Genomic DNA, 16,680 nt, shown 5'->3' with positions numbered 1-16,680 from the left:
GCTTCTCTCGAAGCCTGTAACCGGTTACATATCATCTGTGAATTGAGGCGTCAACGATTCCCGCCGGCCGGATCTCGGCAATCAGTGTTGTCTTGCCGGCAAAATGCCGGGTAGAAAGGTCCTGGAGGTATAAATGAGAAAAGAAAATCCCGATAAATCGGCTGTTCAGGCGCGCTCCATAGGCATTCGGGACATCGCACGCCGCGCCGGGGTCTCTACCGCTACGGTATCGCGTTTCCTGAACAAGCCCGAATCGGTTGGCGCGGATCTGCGCGACAAGATCAGTCGGGTGATAGATGAAACCGGTTACATACCGCACGCTTCGGCGCGGGCATTGTCGTCGCGGCGCACGCGCACGATCGGGGCCATCGTTCCTACCGTGGACAACGCGATGTTCGCCCAGGGACTTCAGGCATTGCAAAGCTATCTGGCGACGAAGGATTATCTTCTGCTTCTTGCGACGAACGAATATGATATCGATGTCGAGTTGCAGCAGGCCCGGAATCTCGTGGCGCGGGGGATTGATGCCCTGATCCTGCGCGGTGATGAACGTCACGCGATCCTGCGCCGTCTGCTTGAGACCAACGGTATCCCATTCGTGAATGTCGGCCTTTGCGAACCGGCCAAGCCCTACCCCTCTGTCGGCGTGGACAATTACGAGGCGGGGCGCGTGGTTGCCCGCTATATCGCCGGGCTTGGTCACAGGAAGATCGCGGTAGTGGCGGCGCATCAGCGCAATAACGACCGCGCACAGGCCCGGTTAAGGGGAATCATGGAGATCCTCGATCAGCAGGGATGCGCACCGGGGCCAGACTGGCTGCTGCAGGTCGATTACAGTCTGGCGGATGCCGGAGATGCCGCCAGAACCTTGCTGCAGGGGGAATCCCGGCCGACCGCGATCATCTGCGGCAATGACGTCATCGCCTATGGTGTCATGCTTGCAGCGATCCGTATGGGATGCGACGTGCCGCGTGATCTGTCCGTAGTCGGCTTTGACGATCTGGACTGGAGCCGCCATCTGATTCCCAGCCTGACCACAATCCAGATCCCGACCAACGAGATCTGGGTGCGCGCGGGACGCTATCTGGTCGATCTTCTTGCCGGGCAGACGCCGATAAAACATCAGCAGGTGAATTTCTCTTTCATCATCCGCGAGTCCACCGCCCCACCTGCGAAAGACTGATTCAGTACCGGTTTTTCGCCCTATGCGGAGTCATGACGCCCCAAGGGCCTCGATTTCGGATAGCAGGGCGTCGTCGACGGATATTCCTTCCGCCGCTGCCTGCCGTTTCAGCTCGGCCCGGCGGGCGCCGGGTACGCGCGCACCGGATTCCGCCTCGATTGCTTTTGCCAGTTCATCGATACGGTCCAGCGCCGCAGCCGAACCTTGACCCTCCCCCGGCCCGGCAAAGGCGGCCGGATCAATGGCAAGGATCATCTGTCCGACTCCGGGGGCGGGCCCCTCGGCACTGAAGAAGGACGAGGCCTCATAACCGAAATGCGCACCAACCAGCCCCGCGGACAGCAACTCGACCATCAGCGCAAGCGCCGTGCCCTTGGCATCCCCCATCGGGACCATGGTTCCCGCCAAAGCGGCCCTGGGATCGGTGGTCTCCTGTCCCTCGGCGTCAAGGGCCCAGCCTGCCGGGATCATATCGCCCCGCTGCTCGGCTGCCATGATCTTGCCTCGTGCTACCTTCGACAGCGACACATCGACCACGATGGCAGGATGCCCATCCGGACGAGGCGCGGCGAAGGCGATCGGATTGGTGCCGAACAACGCCCTGCGCCCACCCCAGGGCGCCATCGCAGCCGGGGAATTCGCGAACATGATCCCGACAAGCCCGGCATCGGCCAGACGCTCCACCGTAACACCCGCAACCCCGCAATGATGCGAACGGGTGATACCGGCGACGGCGATGCCCTGTTGCCGGGTCGCGGTAGTCAGCCAGTCCACGGCCAGATCGATTGCCGGATAGGCGAAGCCGTGACAGGCATCCACGGTCAGCAGGCCCGGCCGTCCCTGTCGGGTGACGGGGGTTGCATGTCCGTCAACCTTGCCGCTCAGCGCCTGCGCGGCATAAGAGGGTACGCGCCGCAGCCCGTGACCGGCCTGGCCGACCTGTTCCGCGGCGACAAGCGCGTCGGCCACGGCTTCGGCATTCGGCCCCGAAGTCCGGCAGCGCATCAGGGTTTCGGTGACAAGCCGATGGGTTTGCGGCAGGGTAAGACGCGGCATCTACGAAACCTTTTCCTTCAGATAATCCAGTACCTTGTCCGCGATCAGACTGCTGACGCGGATATTCGATTCCTCGGTAACCCCGGCGATATGCGGCGTGAGGATGACATTCGCAAGCCCGGCAAACCGTGCGCCTGCCTCGGCCGTCAGCGGCTCTGCCTCGAAGACGTCCAGCGCGGCACCGGCGAGCCGACCGGCTTTCAGTGCATCGGCCAGCGCATCCTCATCCACCACGCCGCCACGCGCCGCGTTGATCAGCACCGCAGATGCCCGCATCCCCGACAGGGATTCGGCATTGATGACATGCCGCGTTTGCGATGTCAGCGGAACATGCAGGCTAAGCACGTCAGATCGCGCCAGAAGATCATCCAGAGAGACAGGTTCCGCCATGGTCCATGCCGGATCGGACGCATCGAGATGAGGATCATGCGCGATGATCGTCATGCCAAGCGCCCCGGCTCTTGCCGCAACTTCACGCGCGATGGCGCCGAAGCCAAGCAGCCCCATCACGCGGCCCGACAGTTCCCCGCCGATAAGTCGCTGCCGCGGCCAGTCGCCCGCCGCCACCTGATGCGAACTCAGATAAGCGCCCCGAAGCAGCATCAGGGCGGTGGTGATGACATATTCCGCCACCGCCAGATCATTCGCCCCGGTTGCGGGCCAGACCTGCACGTCCCGGGCCTTGCAGGCATCCAGATCGATATTGTCCAGCCCGACCCCCAATCGCCCGACGACGCGCAGCCCGCTTCCGGCCTCCAGCAGCGCCGCGTCAACACGGGTGCGGTTGCGAACCACCAGCACCTCGGCATCGGCCACCGCTGCAAGCAGATCGTCGCGACGGTCGACCAGATCGGGTTCGTATCGTGTCGGGGCGACCGCAGACAGCCGCTGAACGGCGCTTTCATCCATGAATTCGGTGATGACGACGCGTGACATCCGCTTCCTTTCCATAAGTCAGAACAGCAGGCCGGCGGGCACGGGAAGATTCAGCACCCGCACCACCAGCAAGGAGGATGGCGCCGGACATGTCGTCTTCCCGCCCGTTTTGCCTTGCAGCCCCGGGTGCGATCCCGCCCGCCGCCTTCTCCTTCAGAGAGGGCGGCGGAACGGCAGCGCGATCAGGCGCTGCGATAGAGTTTGGTCATCGAGAATTCGCGGTGACCAAGGGCCTCGGCTGCTGTCGCGCGGCCATTGGCGGTGCGGACGATCATGTCGATCAGGGAATCGCCGGCCTCGTCGATGGTCATTTCACGGGTCAGCACGCCGGTCACATCCACGTCGATATGTTCGGACATGGTGCGCAGGGTGCGCGGGTTCCCCGAGATCTTGATGACCGGCACGATCGGATTGCCAACCACATTGCCCTGTCCGGTCGGGAAAGTGTGGATGACAAAGCCACCCGCCGCCATCAGCGTCACGCATTCCGCAGCCGCCGAGGAACTGTCCATGAAATACAGCCCCGGCCCCTTTTCGGGGGATTCCGCAGGGCCGACCGCATCGATATAGGTCGAGGTGCGGCCGATCTTTTCAAGGTTCCCAAGCGCCTTTTCCTCGATCGTCGTCAGCCCGCCAAGGATATTGCCCTTGGTCGGCTGGCTGTCCGACAGGTCCGAGGTCTTGTAGGCTTCGATCACATCATCCTGATAGGCCTGCCAGATCTTCCTGAACTTGGCCGCAGTCTCGGGATTCGCGGCGCGTTTTTCGCAGATATGCTCGGCCCCGGTGATCTCGGATGTTTCGCCGAAGCAGCCATACAGGCCATGCGGCAGCAGCTTGTCATACATGTTTCCGACCGTCGGACAGGAGGACAGGCCGGTCGTGGTATCGCTTTCGCCGCATTTCGTCGAAACCCACAGATCCGAAAGCGGACAATCCTCTTTCTGCAATTCGGTCGACCAATGGACATATTCCTTGGCCTTCCAGCTTGCCTGCCGGATGGTCTCGAAATCGCCCTTCTGTTCGATCGAGAAACCGGTGACGGGCTTGCCGGTCTTTGCGATGCCATCGACGATCACCTGAGTCCATTCCGGCTCGATCCCGATGACGACGACCGCCGCGACATTGGGATTCGCGCCCGTGCCGATCATGGTGCGGAAATGCAGTTCCAGATCCTCGCCGAATTGCAGGCGCCCATATGCATGCGGGATGGCCAGCGTTCCCTTGACGTTATTGGCCACCGCCTCGCAGGCCGCATTCGAGATATCGTCAACCGGCAGGATCAGGACATGGTTGCGCACGCCGACCCGGCCGTTCTCGCGACGCCATGCCTTTACGGTCATATTGCTGAAATCAAGAGCCATGACTTACCACCGTTTCGTTTTGCAGTTGTGGACGTGGACATGGCCGCCGACCTCGGCGTCGCCGACCATCTTGCCGATATCCTCGCCATATTTGATCACGGTATCGCCCGCCTTCAGCGGCTTGAGCGCGACCTTGTGACCGATCGGAATATCGGCCTTCGCAGTCAGCCGGAAATCGGAATTATCGGCCGTAACGACACATAGCATATCGGTGCCCGCGCCAAGATTTTCGACGACGACAACGCCGACATTGTCCTCGTGATCGTGGACCAGAAGTTGCGGAATGCTCAAAGGATCCTCCCTTTCGATGATGGCATGAAATCCTTGGAGCCGAGATAACATATATATTAAGTCTTATACAAGAATAATTATATATGTTATTTCCTGCCGGGCAGGCTCATGCTAGACTGGAAAAAATGACAAAGGACGGCATCGCCAATGGGTTCTCCGCTCTATCAGAAAGTCATCGATACGATCGTCGCGCGAATCGCTTCGGGAGAGGTGCTTCCGGGGGGCATGCTTCCAAGCGAAACCCAGCTTGCCAGCGAAACCGGCGTCTCGCAGGGAACGGCGCGCAAGGCACTGATGATGCTGGAGCAGCATGGCATCGTGCGTCGCGAACAGGGCCGCGGCACCTTCGTCACGGCACGGACGCCGGACAGTTCGCTGTTCAACTTTTTCCGCCTGCGCAACCGGAACGGCGACGTCATCCGGCCCGAACTGATCGATGAGCGGCTTCTTGAACGTCCGGCAACCGATGTCGAGCGCGAGACATTGCAGGGCGCACCCCTGACGGTGATCGAAATCAACCGTGTGCGCAGCCTTCAGGGCGTCGCCAGCGCAATCGAGACTGCGGTCGTGCCGGCGGATCTGTTTTCCGGGCTCGAACGCCGCGCGCCTTTACCAAGCGCATTATACGTTCTGTACCAGCAGGCTTATGGCTGCATCGTGCTGCATGCCGACGAGACGATCATCGCCGTCCCGGCCGGTCCTGAAGAGGCAAAAATCCTCGGGGTCGTGGAAGGCACACCACTTCTGCAGGTGGAACGGCTTGCGCATGACATCCTTGGCCGGCCCATCGAACGACGCCACAGCATCTACCGGACAGACAGGCTGAGCTACAGGGTGACGCTGGCCTAGCCGCGCCGGGCGATCGGTCGCCGGGGCTTCATGGTCCGCCCAGCACAGTAGCCGCCGCACTGAACGGCGCGGACAGGATCTTGCCCGTGGTATCCAGAACATAGACCCCCGCACGGCGCAATTCATCCCCCTGCTGCTGATCCTGTTCCAGTCGCGCATAACGTGCGGCGAAGCCGACATAGCGATCATGGTTCAGCCCATCGCTGCCCGGCGCGGCAGAGATATCCATGACCCGCATCCCGTTCCGCTCGGCAAGCGCAATCAGTTCCGGGTCGTTCAGCGACGCCCGCCCCAGCCGCATGCGATTGCCCGACAATCTGCCCGACGCGGCAAGAACGCGATCATCGGGCGAAACGAGCAAAGTCAGAGGGGCGGACATGGGGCCGACGATATCGGCCTGTTTGCGGAACACATCCATATCGATATCGGGCGCCGCCAGCACGACCTCCAATTGTCCAAGCACGCCGTTGCTGCCCTTTAGCCGTAACTGCCGAAGCGTCTCCATCACCAGCCATGCGCCCATGCTGTGGCCGATGACAACGACCCGCCGGCCCGGATCGACGCCGGTCAGCGAGGTCAGAAGCCCGGCAAGATCGTCTCGCGCATAGGTGGCGGCATCACGATCTGAAAGATAGCCGGCCGTCCGGCCGTCGGATGGCCAGGAAAAGAGGATGGGCACGGATGTGCCGTCACTGTCGGCGCTTAACTGGGCAAGGCGAAACACCGCTTCCTGATAGCTGTAATTATAACCATGCACGAAGACGGCGATCATCCGGTCATCCGTGCCGGCCATTTGCGCAACCTCGGCTTCGAATCGCGGCTTGTCCATCAGCCGGCGGCCGACCGTAACGAAATCCTCGGACGGGTCCTTGGAGGGATGACGGAGCTCGTCTTCGCTGGGCTGAGCCGAAGCACGGTTCTGAAGCGTGAATTCCTCGTAGCTTGGCACGCCTCGTCCATTGCCGACAACAGGGGGCACCGAGGCGGATTTTGTCCGGTTCGTCACTGCAAGCAGCGTTATGCGCTGGGTTCCCGCGCCGGGATTGGCAACAGGGATAAGTGTCTCTGGCCCCGGACGCCCTCCGCAGGCCGACAGGACCATCAAGAGGACGATGACCGCTTTCCACGCCCGCCCGGATGACCCCGCCGTCGCATGGATCCGGGGAGCATTGAGAGATGAGCTGTTCATATGCATGGCGACGCTTTCCGGCTGCCGGCTTTTGCACAAGCGCCAACAACCTGTGAGGAGGCATGGCAAGATCGAGTTCCACGATCTGCATTATGACCCCTACACAGGAAATGCAATTTCAACCATACGCCGCTCACCTTACGTCATCGCCTTGCGGAATGTCGCCAACAGGCAGCAGAGGGTGCGATCCGTCAAAGCTTATCCGGCAATCCCGCCCTGATCGGACGGCTCGCCTCGCACCACGCGGAAGCGCGAAATTCCGCCATCATTCGCCATCTGGGCGTTCAGCTGTAATTCCCACTCGATATAGGCCCGCATATTCTCTTTGGGACTATCGGTTCCCTCATAGGGGCGCGTATAGGCATCGATGGGATCCGAGGCATGCCGGGCTTCGGTCTCGAACGGATACCCCTGCGCTTTCCACGCAGCGGTTCCACCTTTCAGAACCCGTACGGGGCGCGACGTGACCGCGCGGGCGGCCGCCAGATTGGCGGCGGCCTTGTTTCCATCCGGCGAGGTCAGGATAATCGGCCCCGTCCCCGGCAGCCGCGCCAGATCCCGTGCCAGTTCATTACCCGAGATGTACCAGGCTCCGGGAACATGACCGCGCGAATAAACCGCATATCGCGCCAGATCGGCAAAAACCGCATCCGTCAGATCCGTGTCGGCGGTCACAAGATCCCCCGCCGCCAGGACAGGCGACCAATCCGGCACAACCGGCCTGTCATCGGTGGCGGGTGGGGTTTCGCCTTCCGCCAGAACCGATACGTCCCAACCCATCTGATGCAACCAGCTTGCGGTCATGCGCGCGCGGACCCCATCGGAATCGTAAAGCACGATACGCGCGCCACGCACGCCGACCCATTCATCCGTCGCCTGCACAAGCTGCCCGCCCGGCGCCGACGCAAACCCGGCCGGATGGCCTTCGGCATATTCTTCCGGGGTGCGGACATCGAACTGATAAAGCGTGCGGCTTTCCGCCTCGGCCCGATAGGACAGAAGCGTCGCCGCCGGGATTTCGGGAACGCCGACATGCGCCGCCCATTGCCGGGCCTGCCGCCGGGCCACGTCATGTCCGGCCGCCGACGGGGCGCGGGCACGTTCCGTCCGGCCATGCGCAAGCTCCTGCCCGGCCAGGGTCCAGCCGATCGTGCCATTGCGCAATGCATATACAGGGTTCTTCAATCCGGAATTGATCAGACTTTGGGTCCCGATAATCGATCGCGTCCGTCCCGCGCAGTTGACGATCACCGTGGTATCATCCGACGCGACCAGATCATTCACCCGATAGACCAGTTCCCCGCCCGGCGCGCTCTGTCCGCCGGGAATCGACATGGTATTGAACTCCTCGAACCGCCGGACATCCAGGACGACGATATCCTTTTCGGTTTCGAGAATGCGTTTGACCTCTTCGGCGGGAAGCGATGGCGTGTGCCGGATGGTTTCGACCAGCTCGCCAAAGGCTTTGGACGGCACGTTCACGTCGATATATATCTCGCCCAGCTCAGCATAAGCGGCCAACCCGCCGTCGACTATGGCGACATCCTCATATCCCAGGGCCTCGATCCGCGCGGCGGCGGGTTCCGCGTAACCTTCGCCATTGTCGATGACCGCGACCGGCGCCGCGAGACGCGGAATCAAGGCAGGCAACCGGGTTTCGATTTCGCTCAGAGGAACGGAAAGGGCGAAAAAAGCATGGCCCCGCGAATAGGGATATTCCTCCCGGACATCGATCAGAGCGATCTCGCGGTTGTTCAACCAATGGGAACGCAGGGCTTCGGGAGTGATTGTTCTGGTCATGAACGGCTCGTGATCTGGCTGGAGTTACGGAAACCTCATCCGCCGGGGCGATCCGGCGAATGACGAAAGGCATATCGGCACAAGTGCTTACCGCGTGCGGATGGGCGGTGCAAATCCGATCCCCTCGCCCCGGCAAGGTGATGCTGCAGCGAGGGGCATCATGCGATCTGCAATTTCTCAGAAGAAGGCCCCGGTCGGGGGTGCCGTGCCGTTCAGGTAATGGTCTCCGAGAATACGCTCTTTATAGACACGCGGATTATGCGCCGAGATGACCTTGATATTGCGCCAGTGCCGGTCCAGCGCGCGTGAAGCGCTGACTCCGCTTCCGCTGGACACATCGATCAGCAGGCTGGCCAGCACCGCCGCGGTCTCATCGGTGACGACCTTGGCTTCGGCAGCGGCGATCGAGGCGGATATCGACAGCTCCCCGGCATCCGGCCCCTCGGCCCCTGCCCATGCGCGGTCCAACGCAGCGGCGGCACGCTCGGTTACTGCACCGATGGCCGCCCGGTATGCCGCGATCCGGCCGACGACGGACTGCAATTCGGGCTCTTCCGAAGGATGGTCGTGCAGCGCATGATAGAAATTCCGCTTGCGGGCCCGGATCAGGTCCACCGCGTCACGCAGGATACGGTCGACGATCCCCGAGATGATCGTGGTCAGATAGATCTGATGGAACGTATAGCCGTAAAGAAACGGTTCATCGGGGCCACGCTGCGAAAGGTCGTAAAGATCAGAGCTGTCGACCCGGACCCGGTCGAACACCGTCTTGCCCGACCCGGTCAGCTTCTGGCCGAAACCATCCCAGTCATCTTCCAGCAGCACACCTTCCGCACTGGTTGGAATGAAGAATTGCCGGGCCTCGCCATCGGCATCGACCGCCGATGCGAACAGGAAATCGGCATAGATATTGCCGGTCGAATAGATCTTGGTGCCCGAAATGCGGAAACCGTCGCCATCCGGTTCAAGCCCGGCAGATGGAAGATAGTTCACGCCTCCTGCCGGATTCTTGCTGACCTCGTTAAAGGCCACACCGAACATCGCACCTTCGCGAGCCAGTCCCAGAACCCGGTTGGAAAACCGCGCGCGAGGGGTCCGGCGATGGGTTTCGACGGCAAAGAAGTGATTGCGGAACACATGGGCGATATTCGGATCGGCCGCCGCGAGATCGCGCACGACAGGGAAAAATTCGGGCAGCGTCAGGGAAGCGCGGTCCTCCAGATCGATCCGCAAAGCGCCGAAGCCCAGACGTTTCAGCTCTTTCGTTTCGTCGAAGATCAGATGACGACCGGTATCGCGCTCTGCCGCGCCTGCGGCGAAGCGGTCAAAGACCGGTGCGAATCCCAGATGATGGGTCACCGATGACCAGTCAGGCACAGAGGCAGGCACGGCCTCGGTTCGGGGGAAGGTTTCGCGCAGCATCTCAGACCTCCGTTCTGACGCGGATGGGGGGCAGGTCGCGCTGGTCGACAAATGGCGCAAGGCCAAGGTGATCCCGCAGGGTCTGCCCTTCATATTCGGTGCGGAAGCGGCCCGCGCGCTGCAGCACGGGAATCAGCCCGTCCACAAGGTCTTCAAGGCCCGAGGTCTGGATATCTATGTTCAGATTGAACCCGTCCGCCGCGCCATTGTCGATCCAATGCAGAATATTTTCGGCCACCTGCTCGGGCGTGCCGACGATCATTCGGTGCCCGCCGATAATGTTCGACAATGCTGCCTGCCGCGCCGTCCAGTTGGCAGGGCGGGCTTCGGACAGGATCTGCTTGCGCGGCCAGCGCGACGCGATGGGGACATGCGGTTCGCGCGTATCGATCAGGTGGAAAGGCAGAACCCGGTCCAGCGGAAGATCATCGGGATCCAGCGCGAAGTGACGCGCAAGTTCACTATGCAGAAAGGCGATATCCAGCCCCGCATCAAGATCATCCTTGCGGCGAAGCGCCTCTTCCTCGGTGCCGCCAAGGATCGGAAACAGCCCGGGCATCACCAGAAGCTGCGATGGATCGCGGCCGTTTGCCCGCGCCAGCGCCTTGACATCGCCATAGAATTTCTGCGCGCCGTCGATGGTCCGCTGCCCGGTGAACAGGGCGTCGGCCCATTTTGCCCCGAAGGCTTTGCTGTCTTCGGATTGCCCGGCCTGAAAAATGACCGGCCGCCCCTGCGGCCCCACCGGCGCCGACAGGCTGCCGCGGCTGCGGAAGTGCCGCCCCTGCACATCGATGGGCCGCGTTCGGTCCACATCAACAAAGATATTGCGGTCGGCATCGCACAGGATCGCCTCTTGCGGAAGCGAGGACCAGAGGCCGGTGACGATCTGCGCGAATTCATCGGCGCGGATATAGCGCTCATCCTGACCGAAGCCCTTGTCTATCCCATAAGCCGCGAGCGCCACGGGCGTCTGGCTGGTGATGATGTTCCAGGCCGCCCGCCCTCTGGAGACATGATCGAGTGAAGCGATCTGACGCGCAACCACATAGGGATGGCCGAAAATGGTTGATGTGGTCGCGACCAGCCCGATAGACTGTGTCTGCTGACTAAGCGCCGAAAGCAGCGCCACCGGATCCAGCGCGCGCCAGGGGCGGGTGAAGCTTTCCTCGACCAGCCCGCCGGGGCCATCCGCAAGGAACAGCGCATCGATCCTGCCCCGCTCGGCGATCTTTGCGATGCGGGCGAATGTGTCGATATCGGTGGAAAGCTGCGCCGCATCGGGCAGTTTCTTCCATGCGGCGTCATGCCTGCCCGAGGCCAGCACGTTTACGCCCAGTCGGACATGTTTTTTCATGGTTCACACTCCTGGAACGCGCACGACATGATCGGCGACGGAAATCGGTTGCGGCAGAATTTTACGCTCGACCAGCCAATCCGCGGCGCGTTGGAAATCGCTCAGAAAGGCCGGGTCGTCGGCTTCGTAAAAGACATTGCGACGCTTCAGCGCGGCAAGGTGATCGCGCACGGCGTCGTTATAGCCCGCCTCTTTCTGGATCATCTTTTCGGATTCCTCGGGGTTCTCGGACATCCAATCGCCTTCGATCTTGAAGGCATCGATGACTTCGCGGACCAGTTCGCCATTCTCCTCGGCAAAGCTGCGCAGCGACACGAGCGACGAATAGTCGATCAGGTAATCGAGATCGGTTCCTTCAAAGAAGATATCCTTGGCGTCGAATTTATCCCGCGCGATATCGACGCCGGGCGACCACATCGACCAGGCGTCAACCTTTCCCTGCCCAAAAGCAGGCGCGGCATCCGGCGGGTTCAGATAGACGAACTCGACGCTGTCGCGCGGAACGTTGTTCTGCTCCAGTGCCGCGACCGCAAGGAATTCGCCCAGCCCCGAGCGATTGACGGCAATGCGCTTGCCCGCCAGATCCTGAACATTGTCGATGCCGCTGTCCTTTTTCACGATGATCGCGGTCGAACGCGGCCCGTAAACCAGGAATTGGGTGAAAACCAGCGGCGAACCCGCGATGATCGCGGCAAGCGCGGGCGTGGTGGATCCCCAGAAGCCAAAATCGGCACTGCCGCCGACTACGGCCTGCAGGGATGGGGCGTGGTTTGGAAAGGGGCCGACCCATTCCACTTTGATCCCCTTGTCCTTCAGGTTCTTCTCGAACTCGCCCCGTTGAAGGGAAATCTGGGTGATGCTGCCCTTGCCCCAGCCCACCCGGACCGTGTCGGTGGCGCGGGCAAGGGATAAGCCGGGCAGGACCGAGGCCGCGCCAAGCGCAGCACCGGCCCCGATCAGGTGACGGCGGTTCAGGGTGAAGGCCATGTCAGTCTCCTTGAGTTTTGGCGAACTGCAGGCAAACGCCCCGGGGGCGTCCTGCAATTATTCAATGAATCCGGTTCAAATCAGGCCGCACGGCTATCGCTTTCGACGCCAAGTTCCTGCAGCAATGTTTCACGCAGCTTCGGCGGAGCAATATCCGCGGTCAGATAGCTGGCCGCGATACCGCCGTTCCGCATGACAAGAATCCGGTCGGCGATCGCGATGGCCTCATCCACGTCATGCGTGACCAGCAACACCCCGGGCCTGTGCCGGGCGACCAGTTCGCGGATCAGGACATGCATCTTGATCCGGGTCAGTGCGTCCAAGGCGGCGAAGGGTTCGTCCAGCAGCATCAACTGCGGCTCCCGCACCAAAGCGCGGGCCAGCGCCACCCGCTGCGCCTGACCGCCCGACAGGTTGCGCGGCCAATCCTCTTCGCGGCCCGCAAGACCCACCTCGCCCAGCGCAGCCTCGGCCTGTTTGCGGCCCTGTGCGGTATCCACCCCAAGCGTGACATTCTCCCACAGGCTGGCCCAGGGCAGCAGCCTGTGTTCCTGAAAAACGACCGCCGGCTGCTTCGGCCCGTCGATTTGCCCGCCATTCACGGGATCAAGGCCCGCCAGGGCGCGAAGCAATGTCGTTTTCCCGCAGCCGCTTTCGCCCAGAAGCGCCACGAACTCGCCTTTGCGGATCGTCAGATCCAATCCGTCGATCACCACACGCTCGCCATAGCTGCGGCGCAGGTTGCGGACGATCACAGCGGTGTCGGTAGTCATTTTCGGCCCTCTTTCGCATAATTGGGATGCCAGGCAAGCAGCTTCCGCTCCAGAAACCGGGCCAGCCCGTCGGCACTGATGCCGATCACCGCATAGATCAGAATGGCCAGAACGATGACGTCGGTTTGCAGAAACTCCCGCGCGTCCATGGCCAGAAAGCCGATGCCGCTTGTTGTCGCCACCGTTTCCGCGACGACCAGCGCCAGCCACGCGGTTGCCAGCGCATAGCGCACACCGGTCAGAATCGACGGCATCGCGCCCGGCAGGATGATCTTGCGGATGGTTTTCATCCGGGAAAGCCCGGTCACGCGGCCAAGTTCCAGCAGTTTTGGATCCACCTGCCGTATGCCCAGCACGGTATTGATATAGATGGGAAACAGCACTGCCAGCGAGACAAGGAAGATCTTGCCGCTTTCGTCCACTCCGAACCAGACGATTACCAGAGGCAGCAGCGCCAGAAACGGAATCGCCCGGATCATCTGGATGGATCTGTCAAGCGACGCCTCGGCCACGCGTGAGAAGCCGACAAGAACCCCCAGCGCAAAGCCGATCGCGCCCCCGATTGCAAACCCGATGGCCGCGCGCAGAAGGCTGGCCCCCAGATGCTTGAAAAGATCGCCCGATACGGTCAGCCGCCACGCGGTTCCAGCGACAGAACTGGGGGCGGGCAATACCTGCGGTGCGATCAGCCCCGCCCGGCTTGCCACTTCCCACGCCAGCAGAATCGCCACCGGCGCGGCCCAGGATAACAGTTGAAGCTGCGCTTCCGTTGCTGCCGGGCGCGGAATATGCTCCTGAACGGCAGGCTTCAGGGCTTCCCGGTTCAGCAATTCGATGGTCATCGCTTCTCCTTTCAATGGGGTTTATTCGAGTGAAATATATCACGACTAAATTGGTCGTTATTATTGTCCATCGATCCGGGACTGACCATTCTAAAGATCACGACACGGAGAGAAGTTTTTCCTATGGCGCGTCAGAAAAACAGTGGATGCGATTTTTCAGGATGACCCGGATCATGCCTGCGTGGCGTCGGGCAGGTGGAAATCCCGGCGGTGCGAGATATCGAAAACCGGCACGATATCCGCAAGAAAGATCAGGCCCCGCGGCAGATCCGCGTTCAGCCTGCAAGGTCGGAAAAAGCCTTATGAATACCGAAGGGCCGGACGGTAACCGCCCGGCCCTGCCTCTCTGTCTGCAACCCGGATCAGACGGTCTGCGTAACCACCGAGGAAGTCGTCACGCGGCTATGATCATCAGTCAAAGGCTGAACAGCCGCACCCGCATAGACGCCATCGCCCAGCCGGTAACCGACCTCTCCGTGGGTAGCCGTATCCAGACCTTCGAGTTCGTCATCTTCGCTGACACGCAAACCGACCAGCGCATCGGCAATCTTCAGCGCGACCCATGTCGTCATCAGTGAAAACAGGATACTGAAGCCCATGATCAGCACCTGCGGCACCATCTGGGTCATCATGCCGCGACCCTCGGGATAGCCGAGACCGCCAAGGCCGGGGGCGGCGAAAATCACGGTCAGGACGCCTCCGACCACCGCGGCGACACCATGCACGCCAAAGACATCGAAGGAATCGTCATAGCCGAAACGATGCTTGACGCTTTCAACCGCATAGACACAGACCGGCGCGGCCAGCAAGCCGACGGCGACGGCACCCGCGGGGCCGACGAAACCACAGGCCGGCGTGATGGCCACCAATCCGCTGATACAGCCGGACAGCAGGCCGAAAGTGCTTGGCTTCCTGCGGTGAACCCATTCGACCGCCATCCATCCAAGCGCGCCACCTGCGCCACCCAGCATCGTATTCAGCATGATCAGCGTGCTGTAGCCATTCGCCGCCAATGCGCAACCGCCGCAAAAGGCAAGCCAGCCGACCCATAGCATCGCGCCGCCGGCATAGGTCATCGTCATGTTGTGAGGCGCCATCATCGCTGTGCCGTAACCCTTGCGCGGGCCGATGATCAATGCGCAGACAAGGGCCGCCATGCCGGCGTTCAGATGCACCACATTGCCGCCCGCGAAATCCTGGACGCCAATATCGAACACCCATCCGCCACCCCATGCCATATGGGCCATGGGAACGTAGTTAATCGTCAGCCAGAGAGCCATGAAGATCAGAACGGCCGAAAATTTCATCCGTTCGGCGAAAGCGCCGACAATGATCGCCGGTGTGATGGCCGCGAACATCATCATGAACAGGATGTAAAGATATTCGGGGATTGTACCCACCATATCGTTCTGAGTCACTGCCGCCAGAAACAGCTTGGCCGTACCGCCTATCACCGGGTTCAACGAGGTGTCGGTGTCAAAGGCAAGCGAATAGCCAAAGACGATCCACAGCACACAAACCAATGCGATCGTAGCGAATATCTGGGTCAATACGGACAGCACATTCTTGCTGCGCGTCATTCCGGCATAAAAAAGTCCAAGCCCCGGCAGCATCATCAGCATGACGATCAGAGCGCAGGTGGCGACAAATGCCGTATCGCCGGCGCTCAGATCGGGCGCGGCTTCCTGAGCCTGCACAGCGGCGGGAAGCATTGCGAGCAAGACGGCCGCAGAGGCTTTCATGAGGTTCATGGCGTCATCCTTGTTGGAAGCTGTCGCCAGACCATCCTATGGAAAGCCCGTTCCGCTAAAAACTTTCGTGACAGTAAATATCCTTTTCTGTCAGAACTTGAGCTGCTGCCGAAATATCGGGCACTGCGCCGAAAACTTGTTCACTTCGGAAAAATCACCTGCTGCTGTCGGGTTTCGGATCACATCCATGATCGGATTAAAAATCCACAGCGGCCCAGAGGGCATGAGGTTTCAAGCTGCCAATTTTCCAGGCTTTCACTCCGGTTTGAGCCCGTCGAGAAACACCTCCAGCAGCAGCCCCGAACGCGATGCATCCGCACCGGGGCCATAGCTGAGGCCAAGAAGCACGCGCATCAGATCCTCGGCAGTGACATCGGGCCGTAATTCTCCGGCCGCCACCGCCTGATCGCGCAGACGGCCCACTGCGGCGCCCATCCGTGCCGATTGCTCGGTAAAAAACGGCGCGTCCTTGTCCAGCACGGGTTCAAGCGCCGCGACCATGCCGCCCTTGGTCGCCATCATCTCTAGCGCCGCCTTCATCCAGGCCGCCAGTTCGCCCAGCTGCGCCTGCGCCTCCAGCGCCGCGACCTCGCGGGCATAGACGGCCTGGAACAGTGCCTCGCGCGTCGGGAAATGACGATAAAGCGTGCCGATGCCGACCTCTGCCTGCCGCGCCACGGCCTCAAGGCTGCCGTTGTCGGAACGGAATACCTTGCGCGCGGCCTCCAGCAACCGCTCGCGATTGCGAATCTGATCGGCACGTGGTTTCCTTGGTTTCGGCGTCAGCTTGCACATTTTCTCGTCTGCGCTTCCTTCGTTCTTGCAAAACGGAGGCTCCCTCCGTATATTCATCTCCGTGGCCGTACCGGCCGGACTTCCC

The 16,680-nt window shown here is 61.4% G+C and carries 15 protein-coding genes; 2 read left to right on the top strand and 13 right to left on the bottom strand.

Annotated elements, in window-relative coordinates; translation table 11 throughout:
• Positions 1-133 precede the first annotated feature (133 nt).
• The gene (locus D3P04_RS00145) at positions 134-1,183 is read left to right on the top strand and encodes a LacI family DNA-binding transcriptional regulator (protein ID WP_119744735.1); all 1,050 of its coding nucleotides are present in this window, start codon (positions 134-136) and stop codon (positions 1,181-1,183) included.
• Between the two features lie 30 nt (positions 1,184-1,213).
• Here the strand turns inward: D3P04_RS00145 and D3P04_RS00140 are convergent, their stop codons facing one another.
• The 4 genes from D3P04_RS00140 to D3P04_RS00125 form a co-directional block, all read right to left on the bottom strand.
• A complete protein-coding gene (locus D3P04_RS00140; RefSeq protein WP_119744733.1) occupies positions 1,214-2,239 on the bottom strand; it encodes an Ldh family oxidoreductase in 1,026 nt (341 codons plus the stop codon).
• The gene (locus D3P04_RS00135) at positions 2,240-3,175 is read right to left on the bottom strand and encodes a hydroxyacid dehydrogenase (RefSeq protein WP_119744731.1); all 936 of its coding nucleotides are present in this window, start codon (positions 3,173-3,175) and stop codon (positions 2,240-2,242) included.
• 182 nt (positions 3,176-3,357) lie between these two features.
• On the bottom strand, positions 3,358-4,539 hold the full coding sequence (locus D3P04_RS00130) for a UxaA family hydrolase (protein WP_119744729.1): 1,182 nt from the start codon (positions 4,537-4,539) through the stop codon (positions 3,358-3,360).
• A 3-nt stretch (positions 4,540-4,542) separates the two neighbouring features.
• Entirely contained in the window at positions 4,543-4,830 is a 288-nt protein-coding gene (locus tag D3P04_RS00125) for a UxaA family hydrolase (protein WP_182912678.1), read from the bottom strand.
• Positions 4,831-4,977: 147 nt separating this feature from the next.
• Here D3P04_RS00125 and D3P04_RS00120 point away from each other — a divergent pair, with 147 nt between their 5' ends.
• Positions 4,978-5,679 carry a GntR family transcriptional regulator gene (locus D3P04_RS00120; protein WP_119744725.1) on the top strand — a complete coding sequence of 234 codons (702 nt, stop codon included), beginning with the start codon at positions 4,978-4,980 and terminating at the stop codon, positions 5,677-5,679.
• A 28-nt stretch (positions 5,680-5,707) separates the two neighbouring features.
• On the opposite strand, the gene D3P04_RS00115 is transcribed toward D3P04_RS00120, so the two are convergent.
• The 9 genes from D3P04_RS00115 to D3P04_RS00075 form a co-directional block, all read right to left on the bottom strand.
• On the bottom strand, positions 5,708-6,874 hold the full coding sequence (locus D3P04_RS00115) for an alpha/beta hydrolase (protein WP_119744723.1): 1,167 nt from the start codon (positions 6,872-6,874) through the stop codon (positions 5,708-5,710).
• Positions 6,875-7,066: 192 nt separating this feature from the next.
• Positions 7,067-8,668: a rhodanese-like domain-containing protein gene (locus tag D3P04_RS00110; protein ID WP_119744721.1), complete on the bottom strand. Its 1,602-nt coding sequence runs from the start codon at positions 8,666-8,668 to the stop codon at positions 7,067-7,069.
• Positions 8,669-8,845: 177 nt separating this feature from the next.
• A complete protein-coding gene (locus D3P04_RS00105; RefSeq protein ID WP_182912677.1) occupies positions 8,846-10,090 on the bottom strand; it encodes an acyl-CoA dehydrogenase family protein in 1,245 nt (414 codons plus the stop codon).
• Between the two features lies 1 nt (position 10,091).
• Positions 10,092-11,447: an NtaA/DmoA family FMN-dependent monooxygenase gene (locus D3P04_RS00100; protein ID WP_119744717.1), complete on the bottom strand. Its 1,356-nt coding sequence runs from the start codon at positions 11,445-11,447 to the stop codon at positions 10,092-10,094.
• Positions 11,448-11,450: 3 nt separating this feature from the next.
• A complete protein-coding gene (locus D3P04_RS00095; RefSeq protein ID WP_119744715.1) occupies positions 11,451-12,434 on the bottom strand; it encodes an NrtA/SsuA/CpmA family ABC transporter substrate-binding protein in 984 nt (327 codons plus the stop codon).
• A gap of 80 nt (positions 12,435-12,514) precedes the next feature.
• Positions 12,515-13,207: an ABC transporter ATP-binding protein gene (locus tag D3P04_RS00090; protein WP_119744713.1), complete on the bottom strand. Its 693-nt coding sequence runs from the start codon at positions 13,205-13,207 to the stop codon at positions 12,515-12,517.
• Positions 13,204-14,049, bottom strand: coding sequence for an ABC transporter permease subunit (locus D3P04_RS00085; RefSeq protein WP_119744711.1), 846 nt, complete (start codon positions 14,047-14,049; stop codon positions 13,204-13,206). The genes D3P04_RS00090 and D3P04_RS00085 overlap by 4 nt, the downstream gene beginning before the upstream one ends.
• 362 nt (positions 14,050-14,411) lie before the next feature.
• Positions 14,412-15,800, bottom strand: coding sequence for an ammonium transporter (locus tag D3P04_RS00080; protein ID WP_119744709.1), 1,389 nt, complete (start codon positions 15,798-15,800; stop codon positions 14,412-14,414).
• Positions 15,801-16,055: 255 nt separating this feature from the next.
• Entirely contained in the window at positions 16,056-16,595 is a 540-nt protein-coding gene (locus tag D3P04_RS00075; protein ID WP_119744707.1) for a TetR/AcrR family transcriptional regulator, read from the bottom strand.
• Between the last annotated feature and the right edge of the window lie 85 nt (positions 16,596-16,680).

It is taken from the genome of Paracoccus onubensis (assembly GCF_003591515.1).
Lineage (GTDB): Bacteria > Pseudomonadota > Alphaproteobacteria > Rhodobacterales > Rhodobacteraceae > Paracoccus > Paracoccus onubensis.
Note: the sequence above shows the minus strand (reverse complement) of the source record. Positions and strands in the feature narration are given on the sequence as shown.

Bases quoted from the DNA above. Each gene is read 5' to 3' on its own strand.
- D3P04_RS00145 (WP_119744735.1), top strand. From the start codon at position 134: ATGAGAAAAGAAAATCCCGATAAATCGGCTGTTCAGGCGCGCTCCATA.
- D3P04_RS00140 (WP_119744733.1), bottom strand. From the start codon at position 2,239: ATGCCGCGTCTTACCCTGCCGCAAACCCATCGGCTTGTCACCGAAACC.
- D3P04_RS00135 (WP_119744731.1), bottom strand. From the start codon at position 3,175: ATGTCACGCGTCGTCATCACCGAATTCATGGATGAAAGCGCCGTTCAG.
- D3P04_RS00130 (WP_119744729.1), bottom strand. From the start codon at position 4,539: ATGGCTCTTGATTTCAGCAATATGACCGTAAAGGCATGGCGTCGCGAG.
- D3P04_RS00120 (WP_119744725.1), top strand. From the start codon at position 4,978: ATGGGTTCTCCGCTCTATCAGAAAGTCATCGATACGATCGTCGCGCGA.
- D3P04_RS00115 (WP_119744723.1), bottom strand. From the start codon at position 6,874: ATGCATATGAACAGCTCATCTCTCAATGCTCCCCGGATCCATGCGACG.
- D3P04_RS00110 (WP_119744721.1), bottom strand. From the start codon at position 8,668: ATGACCAGAACAATCACTCCCGAAGCCCTGCGTTCCCATTGGTTGAAC.
- D3P04_RS00105 (WP_182912677.1), bottom strand. From the start codon at position 10,090: ATGCTGCGCGAAACCTTCCCCCGAACCGAGGCCGTGCCTGCCTCTGTG.
- D3P04_RS00100 (WP_119744717.1), bottom strand. From the start codon at position 11,447: ATGAAAAAACATGTCCGACTGGGCGTAAACGTGCTGGCCTCGGGCAGG.
- D3P04_RS00095 (WP_119744715.1), bottom strand. From the start codon at position 12,434: ATGGCCTTCACCCTGAACCGCCGTCACCTGATCGGGGCCGGTGCTGCG.
- D3P04_RS00090 (WP_119744713.1), bottom strand. From the start codon at position 13,207: ATGACTACCGACACCGCTGTGATCGTCCGCAACCTGCGCCGCAGCTAT.
- D3P04_RS00085 (WP_119744711.1), bottom strand. From the start codon at position 14,049: ATGACCATCGAATTGCTGAACCGGGAAGCCCTGAAGCCTGCCGTTCAG.
- D3P04_RS00080 (WP_119744709.1), bottom strand. From the start codon at position 15,800: ATGAACCTCATGAAAGCCTCTGCGGCCGTCTTGCTCGCAATGCTTCCC.
- D3P04_RS00075 (WP_119744707.1), bottom strand. From the start codon at position 16,595: ATGTGCAAGCTGACGCCGAAACCAAGGAAACCACGTGCCGATCAGATT.